Source organism: Klebsiella sp. KP20-425-1 (assembly GCF_025813515.1).
Classification (GTDB): Bacteria; Pseudomonadota; Gammaproteobacteria; order Enterobacterales; family Enterobacteriaceae; genus Klebsiella; species Klebsiella pneumoniae.
Genome location: NZ_CP109614.1, coordinates 3,393,940 through 3,416,588 on the forward strand (window position 1 = coordinate 3,393,940; position 22,649 = coordinate 3,416,588).

General features: G+C 57.4%; 18 protein-coding genes. 11 read left to right on the forward strand and 7 right to left on the reverse strand.

All coding sequences use genetic code 11. The features are described from left to right. Positions 1-82 precede the first annotated feature (82 nt). Positions 83-577 (reverse strand): leucine-responsive transcriptional regulator Lrp, encoded by a 495-nt coding sequence (gene lrp, locus OHJ17_RS16780; RefSeq protein WP_000228469.1) that lies wholly within the window; start codon positions 575-577, stop codon positions 83-85. Between the two features lie 532 nt (positions 578-1,109). Here lrp and trxB point away from each other — a divergent pair. The 5 genes from trxB (at position 1,110) to infA (ending at position 6,999) form a co-directional block, all read left to right on the forward strand. Next, complete coding sequence (gene trxB, locus OHJ17_RS16785; protein ID WP_002898019.1) at positions 1,110-2,078, forward strand: thioredoxin-disulfide reductase; 969 nt, start codon at positions 1,110-1,112, stop codon at positions 2,076-2,078. A 114-nt stretch (positions 2,079-2,192) separates the two neighbouring features. After that, positions 2,193-3,959, forward strand: a complete 1,767-nt coding sequence (cydD, locus tag OHJ17_RS16790) for a heme ABC transporter permease/ATP-binding protein CydD (RefSeq protein ID WP_032432852.1) — start codon at positions 2,193-2,195, stop codon at positions 3,957-3,959. Continuing rightward, complete coding sequence (gene cydC, locus OHJ17_RS16795; protein ID WP_032432850.1) at positions 3,960-5,681, forward strand: heme ABC transporter ATP-binding protein/permease CydC; 1,722 nt, start codon at positions 3,960-3,962, stop codon at positions 5,679-5,681. 44 nt (positions 5,682-5,725) lie between these two features. After that, positions 5,726-6,427, forward strand: coding sequence for a leucyl/phenylalanyl-tRNA--protein transferase (gene aat, locus OHJ17_RS16800; protein WP_002898014.1), 702 nt, complete (start codon positions 5,726-5,728; stop codon positions 6,425-6,427). A gap of 353 nt (positions 6,428-6,780) precedes the next feature. After that, the gene (gene infA, locus OHJ17_RS16805; RefSeq protein ID WP_001040187.1) at positions 6,781-6,999 is read left to right on the forward strand and encodes a translation initiation factor IF-1; all 219 of its coding nucleotides are present in this window, start codon (positions 6,781-6,783) and stop codon (positions 6,997-6,999) included. Positions 7,000-7,120: 121 nt separating this feature from the next. Here infA and clpA read toward each other — a convergent pair whose 3' ends face one another. Together clpA and clpS are read right to left on the reverse strand one after the other, a co-directional pair. Further along, positions 7,121-9,400: an ATP-dependent Clp protease ATP-binding subunit ClpA gene (gene clpA, locus OHJ17_RS16810; protein WP_002896522.1), complete on the reverse strand. Its 2,280-nt coding sequence runs from the start codon at positions 9,398-9,400 to the stop codon at positions 7,121-7,123. Positions 9,401-9,430: 30 nt separating this feature from the next. Continuing rightward, positions 9,431-9,748: an ATP-dependent Clp protease adapter ClpS gene (clpS, locus tag OHJ17_RS16815; protein ID WP_002896520.1), complete on the reverse strand. Its 318-nt coding sequence runs from the start codon at positions 9,746-9,748 to the stop codon at positions 9,431-9,433. Between the two features lie 325 nt (positions 9,749-10,073). Here clpS and cspD point away from each other — a divergent pair, with 325 nt between their 5' ends. After that, positions 10,074-10,295, forward strand: a complete 222-nt coding sequence (gene cspD / locus OHJ17_RS16820) for a cold shock-like protein CspD (protein WP_002896516.1) — start codon at positions 10,074-10,076, stop codon at positions 10,293-10,295. Positions 10,296-10,371: 76 nt separating this feature from the next. On the opposite strand, the gene macB is transcribed toward cspD, so the two are convergent. From macB to OHJ17_RS16835, 3 genes are all read right to left on the reverse strand, one after another. Further along, on the reverse strand, positions 10,372-12,312 hold the full coding sequence (macB, locus tag OHJ17_RS16825) for a macrolide ABC transporter ATP-binding protein/permease MacB (RefSeq protein WP_004209695.1): 1,941 nt from the start codon (positions 12,310-12,312) through the stop codon (positions 10,372-10,374). Further along, on the reverse strand, positions 12,309-13,424 hold the full coding sequence (macA, locus tag OHJ17_RS16830; RefSeq protein WP_002896440.1) for a macrolide transporter subunit MacA: 1,116 nt from the start codon (positions 13,422-13,424) through the stop codon (positions 12,309-12,311). The genes macB and macA overlap by 4 nt, the downstream gene beginning before the upstream one ends. A 146-nt stretch (positions 13,425-13,570) precedes the next feature. Next, positions 13,571-15,229 (reverse strand): ATP-dependent endonuclease, encoded by a 1,659-nt coding sequence (locus OHJ17_RS16835; protein ID WP_004176693.1) that lies wholly within the window; start codon positions 15,227-15,229, stop codon positions 13,571-13,573. A 419-nt stretch (positions 15,230-15,648) separates the two neighbouring features. On the opposite strand from OHJ17_RS16835, the gene aqpZ reads away from it, so the two are divergent. The 4 genes from aqpZ (at position 15,649) to hcr (ending at position 20,134) form a co-directional block, all read left to right on the forward strand. Continuing rightward, positions 15,649-16,344 carry an aquaporin Z gene (gene aqpZ / locus OHJ17_RS16840; protein WP_002896434.1) on the forward strand — a complete coding sequence of 232 codons (696 nt, stop codon included), beginning with the start codon at positions 15,649-15,651 and terminating at the stop codon, positions 16,342-16,344. Between the two features lie 115 nt (positions 16,345-16,459). Further along, positions 16,460-17,359, forward strand: coding sequence for a LysO family transporter (locus OHJ17_RS16845; RefSeq protein ID WP_032432848.1), 900 nt, complete (start codon positions 16,460-16,462; stop codon positions 17,357-17,359). Between the two features lie 143 nt (positions 17,360-17,502). Continuing rightward, positions 17,503-19,155, forward strand: a complete 1,653-nt coding sequence (gene hcp / locus OHJ17_RS16850; RefSeq protein WP_004183528.1) for a hydroxylamine reductase — start codon at positions 17,503-17,505, stop codon at positions 19,153-19,155. A 10-nt stretch (positions 19,156-19,165) separates the two neighbouring features. Continuing rightward, complete coding sequence (hcr, locus tag OHJ17_RS16855) at positions 19,166-20,134, forward strand: NADH oxidoreductase (protein WP_004147771.1); 969 nt, start codon at positions 19,166-19,168, stop codon at positions 20,132-20,134. A 207-nt stretch (positions 20,135-20,341) separates the two neighbouring features. Here the strand turns inward: hcr and OHJ17_RS16860 are convergent, their stop codons facing one another. Then, on the reverse strand, positions 20,342-20,776 hold the full coding sequence (locus tag OHJ17_RS16860; protein ID WP_004179154.1) for a DoxX family protein: 435 nt from the start codon (positions 20,774-20,776) through the stop codon (positions 20,342-20,344). A gap of 151 nt (positions 20,777-20,927) precedes the next feature. Between OHJ17_RS16860 and poxB the strand changes: the two genes are divergently transcribed. Next, a complete protein-coding gene (poxB, locus tag OHJ17_RS16865) occupies positions 20,928-22,646 on the forward strand; it encodes a ubiquinone-dependent pyruvate dehydrogenase (RefSeq protein WP_004176700.1) in 1,719 nt (572 codons plus the stop codon). The last annotated feature ends 3 nt before the right edge of the window (positions 22,647-22,649 follow it).

The window sequence follows — 22,649 nt, forward strand, 5'->3', positions numbered from 1 at the left end:
AGCGCCGGGTCTCCCCGGCACTGTTGCTGTATGGATTAACAGGAGTGTAATCAAACTACGTCGAGTTTGCACCTGTTCCGTGTTAGCGCGTCTTAATAACCAGACGATTACTTTGCTTGACTTCTTCCATTACCACGTAGGTACGGGTGTCGTTAACGCCCGGCAGGCGCAGCAAGGTCTCGCCCAGTAATTTACGATACGCTGACATATCCGGTACACGGGTTTTCAACAGATAGTCGAAATCACCGGAAACCAGATGACACTCTTGAATTTCTTCAAGTTTTTGTACTGCGGCGTTAAATTGCTCAAACACATCCGGTGCGCCACGATTCAGAGTAATCTCAACAAATACCAGAAGTGATGCATCCAGATAATGCGGGTTGAGCAGCGCCGTATAGCCCTGAATAAAACCCTGTCTTTCAAGACGACGCACACGCTCAAGGCAAGGCGTCGGAGAAAGTCCCACCCGTTTAGAAAGCTCGACGTTAGAAATTCGCCCATCTTTTTGCAATTCATTCAGGATGTTACGATCAATGCGGTCGAGATCTTTGCCAGGGCGCTTCTTGCTATCTACCATTATTATTGTCTCTCTGTATTCCTTCCCTACTCCTGTTCCGGCTCTGAGCCTTCACTGCCAGAGCCCATCCTGTTATCACCCGTACGACATTGGGTAACCCAGGGGTACGTGAGAAGCCCGTTGCCTGACGGCAGTCACCGACATCACGCATGGCGTCTGTCCACACCATGCGTAGATTTCGTTAACCCGGATAAAAATGGCATTTGCGTGCATGAAAATTCGCCGCACGCTAAATACTGCTTTTCTTCTTCCTTGAATGTTTTCGCAAAAGCACAGGTGATTGTCAAAGCAAAACATCGATTTTTAGTACAAGATGCCAGATATTCATCATCCGCCCTGGTTGATTCTCATTTTTTCGTCTTATAATTGTCCCGCCGACAGTAGAAATAGTTATATTCCTTGCCGGGAAAATCACCAATTCATTGGCAGCTTCTATTGCACACATCGTTAACAAAATCGCTGTGCTCTTTTTTTACGACAACAAATTCCCTACAATCCCAGCCCAATGTATGCCAATTATTATGGGGATCTCATGGGCACAGCCAAACACAGTAAACTGCTTATCCTTGGTTCTGGACCTGCGGGATACACCGCGGCGGTCTATGCCGCACGCGCCAACCTGCAGCCGGTGCTGATCACCGGGATGGAAAAAGGCGGTCAGCTGACCACCACGACGGAAGTGGAAAACTGGCCAGGCGATCCGAACGATCTCACCGGTCCGCTGCTGATGGAGCGCATGCACGAGCATGCCGCAAAATTTGAAACCGAGATCATTTTCGACCATATCAGCCGCGTCGATTTGCAAAACCGCCCGTTCCGTCTGACAGGCGACAGCGGCGAGTACACCTGTGACGCGCTGATCATCGCCACCGGCGCTTCCGCCCGTTACCTGGGCCTGCCTTCCGAAGAAGCCTTCAAAGGCCGCGGCGTTTCCGCGTGCGCTACCTGCGACGGATTCTTCTATCGCAACCAGAAAGTGGCGGTGATCGGCGGCGGCAACACCGCAGTGGAAGAGGCTCTGTATCTGTCGAATATCGCCTCTGAGGTACACCTGATCCACCGTCGCGATTCCTTCCGTGCGGAAAAAATCCTCATTAAACGCCTGATGGATAAAGTGGCAAGCGGCAACATCGTGCTGCATACCGATCGTACCCTCGAAGAGGTGACCGGCGACCAGATGGGCGTCAGCGGCCTGCGCCTGCGCGATACCAAAAACAGCGACAATGTCGAGTCCCTGGAAGTGGCTGGTTTATTTGTCGCCATCGGCCACAGCCCGAACACCGCCATCTTTGAGGGCCAGCTGGAGCTGGAGAACGGCTACATCAAAGTGCAGTCCGGTATCCACGGCAATGCGACCCAGACCAGCATCCCGGGCGTGTTCGCCGCCGGCGATGTCATGGACCATATCTATCGTCAGGCCATCACTTCTGCGGGCACCGGCTGCATGGCGGCGCTGGATGCGGAGCGTTACCTCGACGGTTTGGCTGACGCTTGCAAATAATCTTTACAAGTCAGTAACAAAGGTAAAGAAGGCGACGAAAAGTCGCCTTTATTTTTGCTGCGATGTAACATTGCCGTGCCCAATACTCCGATAACGACACCTGCAAAGCGCGCAATGAATAAAACCCGTCAACAAGAGTTAACCCGCTGGTTAAAACAGCAAAGCATTATCTCCCGTCGCTGGTTGATGATTTCCCGCCTGCTTGGCGTGGCGAGCGGTCTGCTGATCGTGGCGCAGGCCTGGTTCCTGGCGCGGATCCTGCACCGGATGGTAATGGAGAATATTCCAGCGACCGCCCTGCTGCTGCCGCTCACGCTGCTGGTGCTGATCTTTATACTACGCGCCTGGGTGGTCTGGCTGCGTGAGCGGGTCGGCTTTCAGGCCGGGCAGCATATTCGCTATGAAATTCGCCGCCAGGTTCTTGACCGCCTCCAGCAGGCAGGCCCGGCGTGGATCCAGGGCAAACCGGCCGGCAGCTGGGCAACGCTTATTCTTGAGCAAATCGACGACATGCACGACTATTATGCCCGCTACCTGCCCCAGATGACGCTGGCGGCCTGCGTACCGCTGCTGATCGTTATTACTATTTTTCCGATTAACTGGGCCGCCGCGCTGATCCTTCTCGGCACCGCCCCGCTGATCCCGCTTTTCATGGCGCTGGTCGGGATGGGCGCCGCCGACGCCAACCGGCGTAACTTCCAGGCGCTGGCCCGCCTCAGCGGCCACTTCCTCGACCGCCTGCGCGGCATGGAAACCCTGCGTATTTTTCATCGCGGTCAGGCAGAAACCGATAATATTCGCGACGCTTCGCAGGATTTTCGCCAACGCACCATGGAAGTCCTGCGTCTGGCCTTCCTCTCCTCCGGGGTTCTGGAGTTTTTCACCTCCCTCTCCATTGCGCTGGTAGCGGTGTATTTTGGCTTTTCTTACCTTGGCGAGCTGAACTTCGGCCACTATGGCGCGGGCGTCACGCTGATGGCGGGATTCCTGACGCTGATCCTCGCCCCGGAATTTTTCCAGCCGTTACGTGACCTGGGTACCTTCTACCATGCCAAAGCTCAGGCCGTGGGCGCCGCAGACAGCCTGAAAACGTTTATGGAAACGCCGCTGACCCAGGTAGAGCGTGGCGAGAAAACGTTAAATGACAACGATCTGATTAGCGTGGAAGCGCGCGACCTGGTGATCAAATCTCCGGAAGGTAAAGTTCTGGCGGGGCCGCTTAATTTTGCGCTGCCCGCCGGCGCTCGCGTGGTGCTGGTCGGCCAGAGCGGATCCGGGAAAAGCTCTTTGCTGAATACACTGCTCGGCTTTCTGCCCTATGAGGGGTCGCTGATGGTCAACGGCGTAGAGCTGCGCGAGCTGGACGCTGAGCGCTGGCGCCGCCTGCTGAGCTGGGTAGGACAGAATCCGCAGTTACCTGCCGCCACGCTGCGGGAAAACGTGCTGCTGGCGTGGCCCGAAGCTAGCGAAGCACAGCTTAGGCTGGCGCTGGACAAGGCCTGGGTCAGCGAGTTTATCGCCCTGCTGCCGCAGGGGATCCATACCGCCGTAGGCGATCAGGCGGGGCGTCTGTCGGTAGGCCAGGCGCAGCGTATCGCGGTCGCCCGCGCGCTGTTGGTGCCGTGCCGCCTGCTGCTGCTGGATGAACCTGCCGCCAGCCTTGACGCCCATAGCGAACAGCGAGTCATGCAGGCCCTGATCCACGCCTCCAGTGAGCAAACCACGCTGCTGGTCACCCATCAGCTCGAGGGGCTGGCCGACTGGGACGACGTCTGGGTGATGCAGGACGGACAGATTATCGAACAAGGCGACTACGCCACGCTGGCCCGTGCTGGTGGGGTCTTCTCGGCGCTGCTGGCCCATCGTCAGGAGGAGATTTAAATGCGCGCACTTTTACCCTATCTGGCGCTCTATAAGCGCCATAAATGGATGCTGCTGCTTGGCGTCGTGCTGGCCATTGTGACCCTGCTGGCCAGCATCGGCCTGCTGACGCTCTCCGGCTGGTTCCTCTCCGCTTCAGCGGTGGTGGGCGTCGCCGGGATCTACAGTTTTAACTATATGCTGCCTGCCGCGGGCGTTCGCGGCGCGGCAATTATCCGTACCGCCGGGCGCTACTTTGAGCGCCTGGTCAGCCACGACGCTACCTTTCGCGTGCTGCAGCACCTGCGCGTTTTCACCTTCAGCAAACTGCTTCCCCTCTCTCCGGCGGGGCTGGCGCGCTTTCGCCAGGGTGAGCTGCTCAACCGGGTGGTAGCCGACGTTGACACCCTGGATCATCTCTACCTGCGGGTCATTTCGCCGCTGGTCGGCGCGCTGGTGGTGATTGTGGTCGTCACCTGCGGATTAAGTCTGCTCGACGTCCCCCTCGCGCTGACGCTCGGCGGTATCATGCTGGCGACCCTGCTGGTTATGCCGCCGCTGTTCTATCGCGCAGGTAAGCCAGCCGGCGAAATTATGACGCAGCTGCGCGGCCAGTATCGCCAACAGCTCACCGCCTGGCTACAGGGCCAGGCGGAGCTGATGGTATTTAACGCCAGCGACCGCTACCGCGCACAAATGGAAAAGACCGAGCTGAGCTGGCAGGATGCACAGCGGCGCCAGGCCGAGCTGACCGCGCTTTCGCAGGCGGTAATGCTGTTAATCGGTGGCATCGCCGTGGTGGCCATGCTCTGGCTGGCCTCAGACGGCGTCGGCGGCAATAGTCAGCCCGGGGCGCTGATCGCGCTATTCGTATTCTGCGCGCTGGCGGCTTTTGAAGCCCTGGCGCCAGTCACTGGCGCTTTCCAGCATTTAGGCCAGGTGATCGCCTCCGCGCGGCGGATCTCGCAGATTACCGACCAGCAGCCGGAGGTCACCTTTGTCGAAGATGAAGCCAGTCCGCCAGCGCAGGTGGCCCTAACGCTTCGGGAGGTCACCTTCCGCTATCCTCAGCAGCCCTCCCCTGCCCTGGAGAATATTTCCCTGCAGATTGCCGCCGGAGAGCACATCGCCATTCTTGGCCGGACCGGCTGCGGAAAATCGACGCTGTTGCAGTTGCTTACCCGCGCCTGGGACCCGTCACAGGGAGAGATTCTGCTCAACAATCAGCCGCTCTCCGACCTCAGCGAAGCCACTCTGCGGCAGGCAATGAGCGTAGTGCCGCAGCGCGTGCACCTGTTCAGCGCCACCCTGCGCGACAACCTGCTGCTGGCGGCGCCTGAAGCGGATGACGCTCATCTCAGCGCTACCCTTGAGAAGGTGGGCCTCGAAAAACTGCTGCAAGATGGTGGTCTTAACGGCTGGCTGGGCGAAGGCGGGCGTCAGCTCTCCGGCGGCGAACTGCGCCGACTGGCCATTGCCCGCGCGCTGCTCCACGATGCGCCGCTGATGCTGCTCGATGAACCGACAGAAGGTCTGGATGCGGCCACCGAAAGCCAGATCCTGCATCTGTTGGCAGATGTCATGCGCGACAAAACCGTGCTGATGGTGACCCATCGCCTGCGGGGCCTGGCGGGTTTTAATCAGATAATAGTCATGGACAACGGCCAGATAATTGAGCAAGGTAGTCACGCGGAGCTGCTCGCTAAACAGGGCCGGTACTTCCAGTTTAAACAGCGTCTGTAGGCTATTCTATTATCTAATTTTTGCTGATGCGTATTGAGGTTAAAATGCGTCTGGTTCAGCTCTCCCGGCACTCTATCGCCTTCCCCTCTCCGGAAGGCGCCTTGCGAGAACCTAATGGCCTGCTGGCGCTCGGCGGCGATCTGAGCCCCGCGCGGCTGCTGATGGCCTATCAGCGTGGTATTTTCCCCTGGTTTTCCCCTGGCGACCCGATCCTCTGGTGGTCGCCCGACCCCCGGGCGGTACTTTGGCCAGAGCAATTCCATCTCAGCCGCAGCATGAAGCGCTTTCATCAGCGTTCGCCCTACCGGGTCACGCTCAACCACGCCTTTGGCGAAGTGATTGAGGGCTGCGCCAGCGATCGTGACGAAGGCACCTGGATAACCAGCAGTATCGTTCGCGCCTATCACCAGCTGCATGAGCTGGGTCATGCCCACTCCATTGAAGTCTGGCAGGAGAATACCCTGGTGGGAGGAATGTACGGCGTAGCGCAGGGAGCGCTGTTTTGCGGCGAATCGATGTTTAGCCGGGCGGAAAATGCCTCCAAAACCGCGCTGCTGGTATTTTGCCAGGACTTTGCGCACAGCGGCGGTAAATTAATTGACTGCCAGGTACTGAACAACCATACCGCGTCATTAGGCGCAGTGGATATTCCCCGCCGCGATTATCTGGACTATCTGTCGGTATTACGCGGCTACCGACTGCCCGAGCGATTTTGGGTGCCGCGGGTGCTATTTCCTGGCGGATAATAAAATGTTTTCAGCACATTTTGCGTCAGGATGGTATAATTGCGCGGTAGAGTAGCTTCTGCCTGTTGCCCCGCCGCCGTTTGGGAATAATAAGAGTCAGATAACGCCCATCGTTCTGTCACTCCCCTTTACGTTTGCGCCTGTCACGCGGCATGGCCGTGTGTGTCCCGGGCAATGCGCCAAAACTACTTCGGCGATTCATACCCGTCATATTTCCGTAGCCGCTGCGCTGACTATGCGCCTTGCGGCAAGGTGAATGATTCAGGGTAGATACGTAAAACTTTACTTACATGATGAACTTCGGCATTATCTTGCCGGTTCAAAACTACGGTAGTGATACCCCAGAGGACTAGATGGCCAAAGAAGACAATATTGAAATGCAGGGCACCGTACTTGAAACGTTGCCTAACACTATGTTCCGCGTAGAACTGGAAAACGGTCACGTGGTAACCGCGCATATCTCCGGTAAAATGCGTAAAAACTACATCCGCATTCTGACGGGCGACAAAGTGACTGTTGAGCTGACCCCGTACGACCTGAGCAAAGGCCGCATTGTCTTCCGTAGTCGCTGATTGTTTTCGCCCTTAAGGCGTCAGATGCTGAAGGCCGGGATAATTCCCGGTCTTTTCATTTCTGCCGTCAGCAAAAAAAAAACCGGCCCCTGGCCGGTTTTTTTACATTGAAGATATCGCCTTAGTGGGCCGCTTCCGGTTTGTGCTTCGGCGCGCTCTGGAAGTCGTAAGTCAGCGTATTTTTGTCGCTGTCCAGAGAGACAGTGACCTGACCACCGTCGACCAGCGAGCCAAACAGCAGTTCGTTCGCCAGCGGTTTTTTCAGGTTGTCCTGAATGACGCGTCCCATTGGACGTGCCCCCATCGCCCGATCGTAGCCTTTCGTCGCCAGCCAGTCGCGCGCTTCCTGACTCACTTCCAGGGAGACGCCTTTCTGGTCCAGCTGGACCTGCAGCTCGACGATAAACTTGTCGACAACCTGATGGATCACCGTGGTAGACAAATGATCGAACCAGATGATGTTGTCGAGGCGGTTACGGAACTCCGGCGTAAAGATCTTTTTGATCTCATCCATCGCATCCGGACTGTTGTCCTGCTGAATAAGGCCAATCGATTTACGCTCGGTTTCCCGCACCCCGGCGTTGGTGGTCATCACCAGCACCACGTTGCGGAAGTCCGCTTTACGGCCGTTATTATCGGTCAGCGTCCCGTTATCCATCACCTGCAGCAGCAGGTTGAACACGTCCGGATGCGCTTTTTCGATCTCATCAAGCAGCAATACCGCGTGCGGATGTTTAATCACCGCATCGGTCAGCAGCCCGCCCTGATCGAAGCCGACGTAGCCCGGAGGCGCCCCGATCAAACGGCTGACGGTATGACGTTCCATATATTCGGACATGTCAAAGCGCAGCAGCTCAATCCCTAACGCCTTCGCCAGCTGGACGGTCACTTCGGTTTTCCCGACCCCGGTCGGCCCGGCGAACAGGAACGATCCCACCGGCTTGTGCTCATGGCCCAGCCCGGCGCGCGCCATTTTAATAGCCTCGGTCAGCGCCTCGATGGCTTTATCCTGTCCAAAGACCAGCATTTTCAGACGGTCGCCCAGGTTTTTCAGCGTGTCGCGATCGCTGCGGGAGACGCTCTTCTCAGGGATCCGCGCAATGCGCGCCACCACTGATTCGATATCCGCCACGTTAACCGTTTTCTTACGCTTGCTGACCGGCATTAAGCGCGCCCGCGCGCCCGCTTCGTCAATGACGTCAATCGCCTTATCCGGCAGATGACGATCGTTAATGTATTTCACCGCCAGTTCTACCGCCGCACGCACCGCTTTGGCGGTATAACGCACATCATGGTGCGCTTCGTACTTCGGCTTCAGGCCGTTGATAATCTGGACCGTCTCTTCCACCGACGGTTCGGTAATATCGATCTTCTGGAAACGGCGGGCCAGCGCACGATCTTTTTCAAAGATGTTGCTGAACTCCTGGTAAGTGGTGGAGCCGATCACCCGGATCTTGCCGCTGGAAAGCAGCGGTTTGATCAGGTTAGCCGCATCGACCTGGCCGCCAGACGCCGCCCCCGCACCGATAATGGTGTGGATTTCATCAATAAACAGGATGCTGTTTGTATCCTGCTCCAGCTGTTTGAGCAACGCTTTGAAGCGTTTTTCAAAATCGCCACGATATTTGGTCCCTGCCAGCAAAGAGCCAATGTCGAGCGAGTAGATAGTGCAGTCGGCCATCACTTCCGGCACATCGCCCTGCACAATACGCCAGGCAAGGCCTTCGGCGATCGCGGTTTTACCGACGCCGGATTCCCCCACCAGCAGCGGGTTATTTTTCCGCCGACGGCACAGGACCTGAATCGCGCGCTCCAGCTCTTTTTCACGGCCGATCAGGGGATCAATACCGCCGACGCGAGCAAGCTGATTGAGGTTGGTGGTGAAGTTTTCCATACGTTCCTCCCCGCCGGCTTGCTCTTCATTGCCAGGCTGGCTTCCGCTGTTATCGGAAGACTGGCTCGGCTCGTCTTTGCGTGTACCATGAGAAATGAAGTTCACCACATCAAGACGGCTCACTTCATGTTTACGCAGCAGGTAGGCGGCCTGCGACTCCTGCTCGCTGAAAATCGCCACCAGCACGTTGGCGCCGGTCACTTCGCTGCGGCCAGAAGATTGTACGTGGAAGACGGCGCGCTGCAGCACACGCTGGAAGCTTAGCGTCGGCTGGGTGTCGCGCTCTTCTTCCGTGGCTGGCAGAACGGGTGTGGTTTGTTCGATGAAGGCTTCAAGTTCCTGACGCAATGCCACCAGGTCCACTGAACACGCTTCCAGGGCCTCACGGGCCGAGGGGTTGCTTAGCAGAGCCAGCAGCAAGTGCTCGACGGTCATAAACTCATGACGGTGCTCGCGCGCTCTGGCGAAAGCCATATTTAAACTGAGTTCCAGTTCTTGATTGAGCATAGGCACCTCCCCCAATTTTCATGCCTGTATTCAGGCTTTTTCCAGCGTACACAGCAATGGATGCTCGTTCTCCCTCGCGTACTGATTCACCATAGCGACTTTGGTCTCCGCCACTTCCGCGGTAAACACGCCACAAATCGCCTTACCTTCATAGTGAACCGTGAGCATCAGTTGCGTTGCACGTTCAACATCATAAGAAAAGAATTTTTGTAACACGTCAATAACAAACTCCATCGGAGTGTAGTCATCATTGACCAATATCACTTTATACATAGATGGCGGTTTAATCGCATCACGAACTTCGTCGTCAACCAGGTGCTCGAAGTCCAGCCAATCTCTCTTACTCATCGTCAGTGTTCATCATCGGTTGCTGTTGCCAACAGGCGGAGGCCTGTCGATGACCAGAGGTTATGCTCATCACAAATCTACAATAGATCATAGATAACTATCATCTATCGCTTCTATCCGCGACGGCTGTCACATTCCCCGGCAATAGCGTTAACTGCTTCAAATTTTGACGCATTTTTCGCCGTTCCCCCTCCTCAATCGCTTGACGCGTTTTCGTATTTCTCTAAATTGTAGTGGCGAGAGTTGGCGAGCAATTGAACAACTCGTCACTCCACCACCGGTTCATTCCATCTTACTAATAAAGATTTACGAAGGATGTCGAAGTATGGAAATGGGTACTGTTAAGTGGTTCAACAATGCCAAAGGGTTCGGTTTTATCTGCCCTGAGGGCGGCGGCGAAGACATTTTCGCCCATTACTCCACCATCCAGATGGATGGTTACAGAACGCTAAAAGCCGGACAAGCCGTTCGGTTTGATGTTCACCAGGGGCCAAAAGGCAATCACGCCAGCGTGATCGTCCCTGTGGAAGCGGAAACGGCTGCATAACTCTTTTGCTTCATTGTGTACATCCTGCTAATAAAATGCCAGTCCTTCTGACTGGCATTTTTATTTCTCGCCCCGCCTATTCTCGCGCCAGGGCATCCACCGGATCGAGCCGCGCCGCGTTGCGCGCAGGCAGCCAACCAAACAGCACCCCGGTCAGCGTCGAACAGAGAAACGCCGTCAGCAGCGCCAGCGGAGAAAAACCAATCTCCCAGCCGGGGAGAAACAGCTGTAAAATAAAGGCGATCATCAGCGACAATGCTACGCCCAGCGCGCCACCGACCAGGCAAACCAGCACCGCTTCAATGAGAAACTGCTGCAGCACATCGCTGGCCCGGGCGCCAACCGCCATGCGAATGCCGATCTCCCGGGTTCGTTCGGTCACCGACACCAGCATAATATTCATTACGCCAATCCCGCCGACCACCAGGGCAATCACCGCCACCAATGTCAGGAACAGCTGTAAGGTATGTGTGGTCCTTTCGGCGGTTTTCAAGACGCTGTCCATATTCCAGGTGAATACATCTTTTTTACCATGCCGCAGCTCCAGCAGACGCAGCAGCTGTTTCTCTGCGGTTTCACTGTCGTAGCCTTCATGAACGCGCACAGTGATGGAGTTCAGCCACGACTGGCCCATTACTCTTCCCGCCATGGTGGTGTAGGGCAACCAGACGCGGAGAATTTTGCTGCTGCCGAACATCGACTGTTTTTCATCCGCAACGCCAATCACCGTGGCCGGCATATTGCCCACCAGAATCACCTCTCCCACCACTTTCGCTTTATTGGGAAACAGCTGCCGACGGGTATTGCTGTCGAGCACTACCACCTGTGCCCGACTGTTGAGCTGCAGTTCATTGAAGGTATTGCCTTCGCTAAAGGTCATGCCGTAGACATTAAAATACTGTGGACCGACCCCCTCCGCACTGGCGGCAACGTCAATATTGTTGGCGCGCAGGCGCAGGCTTTTTGAAACCGCCGGCGTGGCGGAGCGCACCCACGGCTGCTTCTGGATCGCCAGCAAATCGTCATACTTCAGCGCCTGCTGATAGCGCGGGTCGTCGTCGCCAAAATCCTTACCAGGATACACATCAATGGTATTGGTGCCGATGGCGCGAATATCCGCCAGCACCATCTGCTTGGCGGCATCCCCCACCACCACGATCGACACCACCGAGGCAATACCGATAATAATCCCGAGCATGGTAAGCAGGGTACGCATTTTATTCGCCGCCATCGCTCGCCAGGCCATCACCAGCGCTTCGCGAAAGCCGCTGGTAAACTGACGCCACGCCGAAGGCTCCGCCTGCGGACGGGCGCGCAGTCCGCCGCCCTGGCGACTGGCGGGCGGGTTGCGGACGATCTCGCCATCGCGGATCTCGACGATCCGCTCCGCCTGAGCGGCGACCTGCGGATCGTGGGTCACAATGATGACCGTGTGCCCCTGCGCTTTTAGCTGGTGCAGGATCGCCATCACCTCTTCGCCGGAATGGCTGTCCAGCGCGCCGGTCGGTTCATCAGCGAGGATCACCTCCCCGCCATTCATCAGGGCGCGGGCGATACTGACCCGCTGCTGCTGACCGCCGGACAACTGTGACGGTTGATAGTCGGCGCGCTCGCCCAGCCCCAGCCGCACCAGCAGCTCATGAGCGCGCGCCAGGCGCGCGCGCCGTTCACTGCCGGCATACACCGCCGGCACTTCGACATTCTGCGCGGCGGTCAGATGGGACAGCAAATGGTAGCGTTGAAAGATAAAGCCAAAGTGTTCCCGCCGCAGACGGGCCAGCGCATCGCCATCCAGCTGCGCGATATCGCTTCCCGCCACCCGATAGGTGCCGCTGGTGGGTTTGTCGAGGCAGCCAAGGATATTCATCAGCGTCGATTTTCCCGAGCCGGAGGCCCCGACGATCGCCACCATCTCACCCGCATGGATGCTGAGGGTGATCCCCTTCAGGACCTCAACGCTGCCGTCGCCGGAAGGATAGCTGCGACGTATATCTCGCAGCTCAAGCAGCGCCGTCATTTTGCCGCCCCGCTCGCGCTCTCGCCGACGATCACTTCGTCGCCCTCTTCCAGACCTTGCACCACTGCGACGTCGGTATCATTGCGGGCGCCAATGATAACCTCACGCTCTTTGACCTCACCGGTGCGCAACAGTCGAACGTGGTAGCGGTTATCGCCTACCGCGTCGCCCAGGGCGCTCAGCGGGATAGTAATCACGTTCTTCACCTCAGCCAGCTGAATGTGCACCTGCGCGGTCATGTCGAGGCGCAGGATCCCCTGCGGGTTCGGTACCTCGAAGCGGGCATAATAGAAGATGGCGTCATTCACTTTTTCCGGCGTCGGCAGAATGTCTTTCAGTTTACCTTCATAACGGGTAAGCGGGTCGCCCAGCACGGTAAACCACGCTTTTTGCCCCGGTCTGAGGTGGATGACATCCGCTTCAGAGACCTGCGCTTTAACCAGCATGGTGCTGAGATCCGCCAGCGTCAGAATGTTAGGCGCCTGCTGGGCGGCGATCACTGTCTGTCCCTGCAGGGTGGTAATTTGCGTCACTTCGCCGGCCATCGGCGCCAGGATCCGCGTGTAATCGAGGTTGGTCTTCGCCGTATCGAGCGTCGCCTGGTTACGCTTTATTTGCGCTTCAATAGTGCCGATCTGCGCCTGTTTCACCGCCAAATCGGTGGCCGCGGTATCAAGGTCCTGCCGCGAGACCAGCTGGCGCTGCGCCAGCTGCTGCTGACGGGCCAGAGTCACTTGCGCCAGTTTGCTCTCCGCGCGCGCCTGATTGAGCTGGGCGCGCAGCTCCATGAGCGTCGCTTCCACCTCTTTAATCTGGTTTTGCGCCTGCTCCGGATCGATAACCCCCAGCAACTGATCTTTTTTAACCTTATCGCCAATATTGACGTGCAGCGTTTTCAGCTGTCCGCTGACCTGGGCGCCGACGTCAACTTTTCGCAGGGCATCCAGTTTGCCGGTGGCCAGCACGCTCTGCTGAAGATCCCCTTTGCGAACTACCAGCGTCTGGTAGTTCGGCAGCGGCGCATTGAGGATCCGCCATCCCCAGATAGCCAGCCCCAGCACAACGATCGCCAACAGCCACCAGACGGTCCTGCGTTTTCCCTTCACTTTCATATTCCGATTCCTGCTGTTTCCCTGCCGCTCCAGGCGGTGATTCTATCGAAACCCGTTGGCAACAGGACACCCATTTTTCGCGTCAATGAGGTTTTGTTTAGCTGCCGGAGAGCTTTGTGCCGCCGTAAATGACGACGGCGGTGAGATTAATCGGCACGACCGCGGGCTAGCCACAGCACCCGTGAGAACATTTTCTTCAGCAGCGTCGGCACAGCGTCCACGCCACGGCGGCCGGCCTCCATCGCCACCTCAATCGCCAGGTCCGGCTTGGATGAGCGATGGATGGCTTTGGTGATCACCCGCCGCATATTCATCGGGACATTATCCGGGATCTGCGCCACCCGATGATAAACGTCATCAAATCCCTGACGATACATAAAGTGTTCCATATCCAGCGCCGGCAGACTGGTCAGATGGTCGCGCTCCAGCTCGCGATCGTTATTGAGCAGACCTCGTACCGTCGCGGCATATTTTTTCCCCGCCTCATCGCCGTCCACCAGCACGTGCCACTGGATCCCCATCCGGCGGGCAAATTTGATCAATGGCTTCAGGCCGGACTGGGCGAACTCGATCACCTTAACCCCTTCAGCATCAAAATGATGACCGCACTGCCGGGCCAGTTCGTTGATAACCCAGGTTTCCGTCTCTCCCTCCACCAGCAACCAGCAGCGGGCGAAGAGCGATGAGGCGCGATTGAAGCGGATGTGAAAAGCAATGCGCCGGCTCTCTTCGGCATTCATTCCGCCCGGCCCCAACCGCCACGCCGATACCCGCGTCGACTCACGCACCAGCCGGCAGACCTGCTCTACCGGCGTCAGGGACAGCAGCTCTCCGGAGTTGGTGGTGGTCACACGCTGCAGCGGCAACAAATTCAGCAGGTGCCAGGCGACGGAAAGCATGATCGGATGCAGACGGGTCTCGGGATCTTCAATCAACAGCAGCGGTCGCGCGTCGCGATCGAGGCGCACCGTCCCTTTCGCCTGCAGGAGGGTGGCAAAAAGCCCCAGCAGGATCACCCGATGGCTGCGCCCGCCGGGCTTGTCGATCATCCGGTTGATAATATCCAGATAACGCCAACTGCGCTGTTCATCATGGGAGCGCCGCCGCATCAGGCGATGCCGCGTCTGAGCGCTGCTTTGCTCGGCAAAGTAATGCTCAAGCAGTTGCACCATGGCCGATAGCCCCTGACGGATCTGACCGTCCGATAAATTTTGCGGATGGCTGACCAGTTCGCGGGAGAGAAAATCCAGCTGACGGGCGGTGATCTCTATCTGCGGCGAGTGCGGTACCGTCCCGTTATGGATGCGGCGCATAAAGCGCGCATCGCGCAGGCGCAGCACCGGCATCAAACGCACCAGGTGTCGGGCCAGCTCATCAATCTCCTCCAGCACCAACGCTTCGCCTTCACCATCGATAAAGCTCCGCAGGGTCATCACGCTGTCATCTTCGGCGAGCTCGCCCTCCAGGCGATAGAACACCCGGTGATACCCGTCATCGCAAGGCACCCAGCAGCGCTGAAGCGGACGGAAACGCCGGACCCGATGGCGGCCTGGCTCCGTTTCGCGGAAGGTCAGGATAATATGCAAATGGTGTTCGCGCCCCTGGATGTCGCCCGGGGGAAACCAGAAATCATCGCGAACAAAGTGATAAAGATCGAACTCCGGCGACAAAAGCAGGGTCAGCGCATCAAGCAGACTGGACTTCCCCCACGCGTTCTCCCCGATCAGGACGTTATTTTGCTCCAGCATCAACGACAAACGATTGATACCGCGAAAACCGACGATTTCTACGCGCTCAAGAAGCATATCCCCTCCGCTACACCACCACTCTCCTTCAGTAATCAACAGTATAGCGAGGGCGGAGGCAAGATGACACTCTGCTTAATCGCATCCGTGGCTCATATTCAGCGGATTAAATATATTCATAAAATTACTCACTTATCGCCTATTACCGGCCGTTGATTATTCATCAAACAAAATAGTTTTATTTCAGGCGTTATGATCTACACTATTGATAATCTTCCATGGATAAAGGAAAGGCTAAACTGGCAAAAGGAATCCACTCACCTTGCCCTAAATCAAATAATATCAATATATTTAACTGGCTCCGGGATGGCGATTATCTCTAGAATAACGCCGCTTTATTTTTATCGTCATCCCTTATCACGATAAATAAAGACCGGCACGGTCCGCTCGTGCGCGTAAACAATTTAATTGAGGTGGTTATGTTCAGAAAATTAGCAGCCGAATGCTTCGGCACCTTCTGGCTTGTATTTGGCGGCTGCGGTAGCGCCGTGCTCGCCGCGGCTTTCCCCGAGCTGGGTATTGGTTTTGCCGGCGTCGCGCTGGCATTTGGCTTAACGGTATTAACCATGGCGTTTGCGGTCGGCCATATTTCCGGGGGGCATTTCAACCCGGCGGTCACCTTAGGCCTGTGGGCCGGCGGCCGTTTTCCGGCAAAAGAGGTCATTGGCTATATTATCGCTCAGGTGGTCGGCGGAATTATTGCCGCGGCGGTGCTGTACGTGGTTGCCAGCGGTAAAGCCGGCTTTGATGCCGCCGCCAGCGGCTTCGCCTCCAACGGCTATGGCGAACACTCCCCGGGCGGCTTCTCCATGCTGTCGGCTATCGTCATTGAAATTGTCCTGACCTGCGGCTTCCTGCTGGTTATTCATGGCGCGACCGATAAACATGCGCCGGCGGGCTTTGCCCCCATCGCCATCGGCCTGGCGCTGACCCTCATCCATTTGATCAGCATTCCAGTCACCAATACCTCGGTCAACCCGGCGCGCAGCACCGCGGTGGCAATTTTCCAGGGCGGCTGGGCGCTGCAGCAGCTGTGGCTGTTCTGGGTCATGCCAATCGTCGGTGGGATCCTCGGCGGCGTGCTGTATCGCACCCTGCTGGAAAAACGCGATTAACGCTTTTCAAAGCCCGGGTCTCCGGGCTTTTTCTTTCTGGCGACAGCTTTACTCGGCCCGGTGATTTGGGTAGTGTCATGGGCGCTATTCTCATCATGCAAGGGCTGCATCGTTCATGTTTTCGGGACTCTTTATTATTCTGTTGCCGCTGGTCGTCGGCTATTTACTGCCTCTTCGTCACTCCTCCGCGCTAAAGCTGATAAACCGCATGCTCAGCTGGATTGTCTATGTAATCCTTTTTTTTATGGGTATCAGCCTGGCGTTCCTCGACAATCTGGCCAGCAACCTGCTGGCAATATTGCATTACGCCGCGGTGAGCGTGGTTATCATTTTACTGTGTAATATCGCCGCCCTGCTGTGGCTGGAAAGTAAAATGCCATGGCGCAGTCAGCATCGTCAGGAGAAATTACCCTCGCGCCTGGCCATGGCCCTGGAATCGCTGCAGCTGTGCGGTGTGGTCGTGCTCGGTTTTCTGCTCGGTCTGACCAGACTGCCTTTTTTACAGCACGCGACAGAAGCCAGCGAATATACGTTGATTTTTCTCCTGTTCCTCGTTGGTATCCAATTACGCAATAATGGAATGAGTCTGCGACAAATAGTCCTTAACCGCCGGGGAATGATCGTCGCCGTGGTGGTTACGGCCAGTTCATTACTCGGCGGGATACTTAACGCCTTTATTCTCGGTCTGCCGTTAAAGACCGGTCTGGCAATGGCCAGCGGTTTCGGCTGGTATTCGCTCTCCGGTATTTTACTCACCGAATCCTTTGGCCCGGTCATCGGTAGCGCGGCGTTCTTTAACGATCTCTGTCGCGAGCTGGTGGCCATCATGTTAATTCCGGGCCTTATTCGCCGCAGCCGCTCCACGGCGCTGGGGCTATGCGGCGCCACCTCGATGGACTTCACCTTACCGGTACTGCAGCGTTCCGGCGGCGTCGAAATCGTCCCTGCCGCCATCGTGCACGGTTTTCTGCTTAGTTTGCTGGTCCCGATCCTGATCGCCTTTTTTACCGCCTGAGCACCCGCTGGCGGCAGCCCTCCTGCCGCCAAATTTGCGCTAAATCAATCTCCCTTTAAGTTGTCTTAGAAATACCTTTTCACCCGTTGCCGCGCGGCATAACCTTAAACATGTATATCAAATATAACTTTAAAGGTGTGACTATGTTTTGTGTGCAATGTGAACAAACCATTCGTACCCCAGCCGGCAACGGCTGCTCTTACGCGCAGGGGATGTGCGGTAAAACAGCGGAAACCTCGGACCTGCAGGATCTGCTGATTGCGTCACTGCAAGGCCTGTCCGCCTGGGCGCTTAAAGCGCGCGAATATGGCATTATCGATCATCAGGTCGACAGCTTTGCCCCCCGCGCCTTCTTCTCCACCCTGACTAACGTTAACTTCGATTCCCCGCGCATCGTCGGCTACGCCCGCCAGGCAATTGCCCTGCGTGAGGCGCTGAAAGCGCAATGCCTAGCGATCGATGCCAGCGCCGCGGTCGACAGCCCGGTCGCCGACCTGCAGCTGGTCAGCGACGATCTGGGCGAGCTGCAGCGTCAGGCGGCGGACTATACCCCGAATAAAGATAAAGCCGCCATCGGCGAAAATATTCTCGGTCTGCGCCTGCTGTGCCTGTACGGTCTGAAGGGTGCGGCGGCCTATATGGAGCACGCCCACGTGCTCGGCCAGTACGACAACGCTATCTATGCCCAGTACCATAAAATCATGGCATGGCTGGGCACCTGGCCTGCGGATATGAATGCGCTGCTCGAATGTTCGATGGAAATCGGCCAGATGAACTTCAAAGTGATGAGCATCCTCGACGCCGGTGAAACGACCAAATACGGCCATCCGACGCCGACTCAGGTCAACGTTAAAGCCACCGAAGGGAAGTGCATCCTGATCTCCGGCCACGATCTGAAGGATCTGTATAACCTGCTGGAGCAGACGGAAGGCACCGGCGTCAACGTCTATACTCATGGCGAAATGCTGCCGGCTCACGGCTATCCGGAGCTGCGTAAATTCAAACATCTGATTGGCAACTACGGCAGCGGCTGGCAAAACCAGCAGGTGGAGTTCGCCCGCTTCCCGGGCCCCATCGTGATGACCTCTAACTGCATCATCGACCCGACCGTCGGCGCCTACGACGACCGCATCTGGACTCGCAGCATCGTCGGCTGGCCGGGTGTGAACCATCTGGAAGGTGAAGACTTCTCCCCGGTCATTGCCCAGGCGCAGCAGATGGCGGGCTTCCCGTACAGCGAAATCCCGCATCTGATCACCGTCGGCTTTGGCCGTCAGACCCTGCTTGGCGCGGCGGATACGCTGATCGATCTGGTCAGTCGTGAAAAACTGCGCCATATCTTCCTCGTCGGCGGCTGCGACGGCGCCCGCGGGGAGCGTAACTACTTCACCGATTTCGCCACCAGCGTGCCGGATGACTGCCTGATCCTGACCCTGGCCTGTGGCAAATACCGCTTCAACAAACTGGACTTTGGCGATATCGAAGGGCTGCCGCGCCTGGTCGACGCCGGGCAGTGTAATGACGCTTACTCGGCGATTATTCTGGCGGTCACGCTGGCGGAGAAACTGGGCTGTGGCGTCAACGATCTGCCACTGTCGCTGGTGCTCTCCTGGTTCGAACAGAAAGCGATCGTCATCCTGCTGACGCTACTGTCGCTGGGTGTGAAAAACATCGTCACCGGTCCGACGGCGCCTGGTTTCTTCACCCCGGATCTGCTGGCGGTCCTCAATGAGAAGTTTGGTCTGCGTTCCGTGACCACCGTGGAACAAGATATGCAGCAGCTGCTGAGCGCTTAAGGAGTCCCTGATGACTATGCCAACCTCCCAGTGCCCGTGGCGGATGCAGGTTCACCACATTCACCAGGAAACCCCGGACGTGTGGACCCTTTCGCTGCTGTGCCACGATTACTATCCGTACCGCGCTGGCCAGTACGCTCTGGTTAGCGTGCGTAACTCGGCGGAAACGCTGCGCGCCTATACCCTCTCCTCGACGCCGGGGGTCAGCGAATACATTACGCTGACCGTTCGCCGTATTGACGAGGGTACGGGTTCGCAGTGGTTGACCCGCGAGGTCAAACGCGGCGATTACCTTTGGCTGTCCGATGCGATGGGCGAGTTTACCTGCGACGATAAAGCGGAAGATAAATTCCTGCTGCTGGCCGCCGGTTGCGGCGTGACACCGATCATGGCGATGCGCCGCTGGCTGGCTAAGCATCGACCGCAGGCCGACGTACAGGTGATTTATAACGTGCGTTCGCCGGAAGATGTAATCTTTGCCGAAGAGTGGCGCAACTACCCGGTCACCCTGGTAGCGGAGCACAACGCGACGCACGGTTTTGTCGCCGGCCGTCTGACCCGGGAGCTGCTGCAGAGCGTGCCGGATTTAGCCAGCCGCACCGTGATGACCTGCGGCCCGGCGCCTTATATGGAGAAGGTCGAGCAGGATGTTGCCGCCCTGGGCGTCACCCGCTTCTTTAAGGAAAAATTCTTCACCCCGGTGGCTGAGGCCGCCACCAGCGGGCTGAAATTTACTAAACTGCAGCCGGCGCGCGAGTTTTACGCGCCGGTGGGCACCACGCTGCTCGACGCGCTGGAGAGCAATAAAGTGCCGGTGACCGTCGCCTGCCGCGCCGGCGTCTGCGGCTGCTGCAAAACCAAAGTGGTTTCCGGGAAGTACAGCGTCACCAGCACCATGACGCTGACCGACGCCGAAATCGCCGACGGCTATGTGCTGGCCTGCTCCTGTCATCCGCAGAGCGATCTGGTTCTCGCCTGAGGTCAAAATCCCCGGTGGCGCTACCGCTTACCGGGGCTACCGCGCTGTGCGATTTGGTAGCCCGGAGAAGGCGCAATGCGCCGCCTCCGGGAAAATCCCTGGCGACAATAAACGCTCAGGCGACATGAGATAAACGCTTTCCCGGACTGAAAAAATTGCAAATCGCCAACAGTATCGACTTTACGCCCCAGGACGAATGAGGCATTTTTACCGCCAGGCCGACTGACCGGCCAGCGAATAACGCCCCGCGCCGAGTAGCGCAATCGCCAGTGCGCCAACAAAGAAATAGACCAGATTCTCAATGGCCCACGCTCCCACCGTATCAAGCGCAAACGTCTTATCTAAGCCGACCATCAGCCACGCCACCACCATGGTGAACGCCAGCACCAACGCCGCCGGGCGGGTCAGGACGCCGAGAATTAACAAGCAGGGAGCGACCACTTCCCCCACCAGCACACCGTAGGCGATAAACCCGGGCAATCCCTGCGCCGCCAGCATCCCGCTAATGCCATCCACACCATCTATCAGCTTATGGATTCCATGGAAAAGCATTAAGCCGCCGACGGCAAGTCGTAACAAGAGTTTACCGGCGTCATCATGCGACAGCCTGCGATTTACTGTGTTTAACAATCCTTTAACCATTTGATGTGCATCCTGTTTTGCATCCTGTGTACTTCCAGAGTATGCGCAGCCGGAGAGGAATAAAACCAGCAAAAAATCAGGGGTAATCGGTTACATTGCGGTCAGTTTCATCTAAGCTTGAAGGCGTTATCAAAAAAAGGAGATGGAGATCATGAAACAGACCGTGGCGGCATACATTGCCAAAACGCTGGAACAGGCCGGCGTGAAACGTATCTGGGGCGTCACCGGAGATTCCCTCAATGGATTGAGCGATAGCCTTAACCGCATGGGCACCATCGACTGGATGCCCACCCGGCACGAAGAGGTCGCCGCTTTCGCCGCTGGCGCGGAAGCGCAGCTGACCGGCGAGCTGGCGGTCTGCGCCGGCTCCTGCGGACCGGGCAACCTGCACCTGATTAACGGTTTGTTTGACTGTCATCGCAACCATGTCCCGGTGCTGGCCATCGCCGCCCACATCCCATCCAGCGAAATCGGCAGCGGCTATTTTCAGGAAACCCATCCTCAGGAGCTGTTCCGCGAGTGCAGCCATTACTGCGAACTGGTCTCCACGCCGGAGCAGATCCCGCAGGTGCTGGCAGTGGCGATGCGTAAGGCAGTGATTAACCGCGGCGTCTCGGTGGTGGTGCTACCCGGCGATGTGGCGCTGAAGGCCGCCCCGGAAAGCGCCAGCAGCCACTGGTATCATGCGCCGCTGCCGACGGTCACCCCGGCGGAAGAAGAGCTGCGCAAGCTGGCGCAGCTTATTCGCTACTCCAGCAATATCGCGCTCATGTGCGGCAGCGGTTGCGCCGGCGCCCACCAGGAACTGGTAGAGTTCGCAGCCAAAATTAAAGCCCCCATCGTCCACGCCCTGCGCGGCAAAGAGCACGTGGAGTACGACAACCCGTACGATGTGGGCATGACCGGGCTGATTGGCTTCTCTTCTGGCTTCCACACCATGATGAACGCCGATACCCTGATCCTGCTGGGCACCCAGTTCCCCTATCGCGCCTTCTACCCAACCGACGCGAAAATTATCCAGATCGACATCAACCCCGGCAGCATCGGCGCACACAGTAAGGTCGACATGGCGCTGGTGGGCGATATTAAATCGACGCTGAAGGCGCTGCTGCCGCTGCTGGAAGAGAAAACCGATCGCCACTTCCTCGATAAGGCGCTGGAGCACTATCGCGACGCGCGAAAAGGGCTCGACGATCTGGCTAAACCCAGCGATAAAGCCATTCACCCGCAATATCTGGCGCAGCAGATCAGTCATTTTGCCGATGAAGATGCCATTTTCACCTGCGATGTCGGCACCCCGACCGTCTGGGCGGCACGCTATCTCAAAATGAATGGTAAACGCCGCCTGCTGGGCTCGTTCAACCACGGCTCAATGGCCAACGCCATGCCGCAGGCCATCGGCGCCAAGGCCACTGCGCCGGAGCGGCAGGTAGTGGCCATGTGCGGCGACGGCGGGTTCAGCATGCTGATGGGCGATTTTCTGTCGCTGGCGCAGATGAAGCTGCCGGTGAAGATTGTCATCTTTAACAACAGCGTGCTGGGCTTCGTGGCGATGGAAATGAAGGCCGGGGGCTATCTCACCGACGGTACGGAGCTCCACGATACCAACTTCGCCCGCATCGCTGAGGCCTGCGGTATCAAAGGTATACGCGTTGAAAAAGCCTCCGAGGTGGATGAAGCGCTGCAGACCGCCTTCCGCACCGACGGTCCGGTGCTGGTCGACGTCGTCGTCGCCAAAGAGGAACTGGCGATCCCGCCGCAGATCAAGCTGGAGCAGGCCAAAGGCTTTAGCCTGTATATGCTGCGGGCGATCATCAGCGGGCGCGGCGATGAGGTCATCGAACTGGCGAAAACCAACTGGCTCAGGTAAAAC

Bases quoted from the DNA above. Each gene is read 5' to 3' on its own strand.
- lrp (WP_000228469.1), bottom strand. From the start codon at position 577: ATGGTAGATAGCAAGAAGCGCCCTGGCAAAGATCTCGACCGCATTGAT.
- trxB (WP_002898019.1), top strand. From the start codon at position 1,110: ATGGGCACAGCCAAACACAGTAAACTGCTTATCCTTGGTTCTGGACCT.
- cydD (WP_032432852.1), top strand. From the start codon at position 2,193: ATGAATAAAACCCGTCAACAAGAGTTAACCCGCTGGTTAAAACAGCAA.
- cydC (WP_032432850.1), top strand. From the start codon at position 3,960: ATGCGCGCACTTTTACCCTATCTGGCGCTCTATAAGCGCCATAAATGG.
- aat (WP_002898014.1), top strand. From the start codon at position 5,726: ATGCGTCTGGTTCAGCTCTCCCGGCACTCTATCGCCTTCCCCTCTCCG.
- infA (WP_001040187.1), top strand. From the start codon at position 6,781: ATGGCCAAAGAAGACAATATTGAAATGCAGGGCACCGTACTTGAAACG.
- clpA (WP_002896522.1), bottom strand. From the start codon at position 9,400: ATGCTCAATCAAGAACTGGAACTCAGTTTAAATATGGCTTTCGCCAGA.
- clpS (WP_002896520.1), bottom strand. From the start codon at position 9,748: ATGAGTAAGAGAGATTGGCTGGACTTCGAGCACCTGGTTGACGACGAA.
- cspD (WP_002896516.1), top strand. From the start codon at position 10,074: ATGGAAATGGGTACTGTTAAGTGGTTCAACAATGCCAAAGGGTTCGGT.
- macB (WP_004209695.1), bottom strand. From the start codon at position 12,312: ATGACGGCGCTGCTTGAGCTGCGAGATATACGTCGCAGCTATCCTTCC.
- macA (WP_002896440.1), bottom strand. From the start codon at position 13,424: ATGAAAGTGAAGGGAAAACGCAGGACCGTCTGGTGGCTGTTGGCGATC.
- OHJ17_RS16835 (WP_004176693.1), bottom strand. From the start codon at position 15,229: ATGCTTCTTGAGCGCGTAGAAATCGTCGGTTTTCGCGGTATCAATCGT.
- aqpZ (WP_002896434.1), top strand. From the start codon at position 15,649: ATGTTCAGAAAATTAGCAGCCGAATGCTTCGGCACCTTCTGGCTTGTA.
- OHJ17_RS16845 (WP_032432848.1), top strand. From the start codon at position 16,460: ATGTTTTCGGGACTCTTTATTATTCTGTTGCCGCTGGTCGTCGGCTAT.
- hcp (WP_004183528.1), top strand. From the start codon at position 17,503: ATGTTTTGTGTGCAATGTGAACAAACCATTCGTACCCCAGCCGGCAAC.
- hcr (WP_004147771.1), top strand. From the start codon at position 19,166: ATGACTATGCCAACCTCCCAGTGCCCGTGGCGGATGCAGGTTCACCAC.
- OHJ17_RS16860 (WP_004179154.1), bottom strand. From the start codon at position 20,776: ATGGTTAAAGGATTGTTAAACACAGTAAATCGCAGGCTGTCGCATGAT.
- poxB (WP_004176700.1), top strand. From the start codon at position 20,928: ATGAAACAGACCGTGGCGGCATACATTGCCAAAACGCTGGAACAGGCC.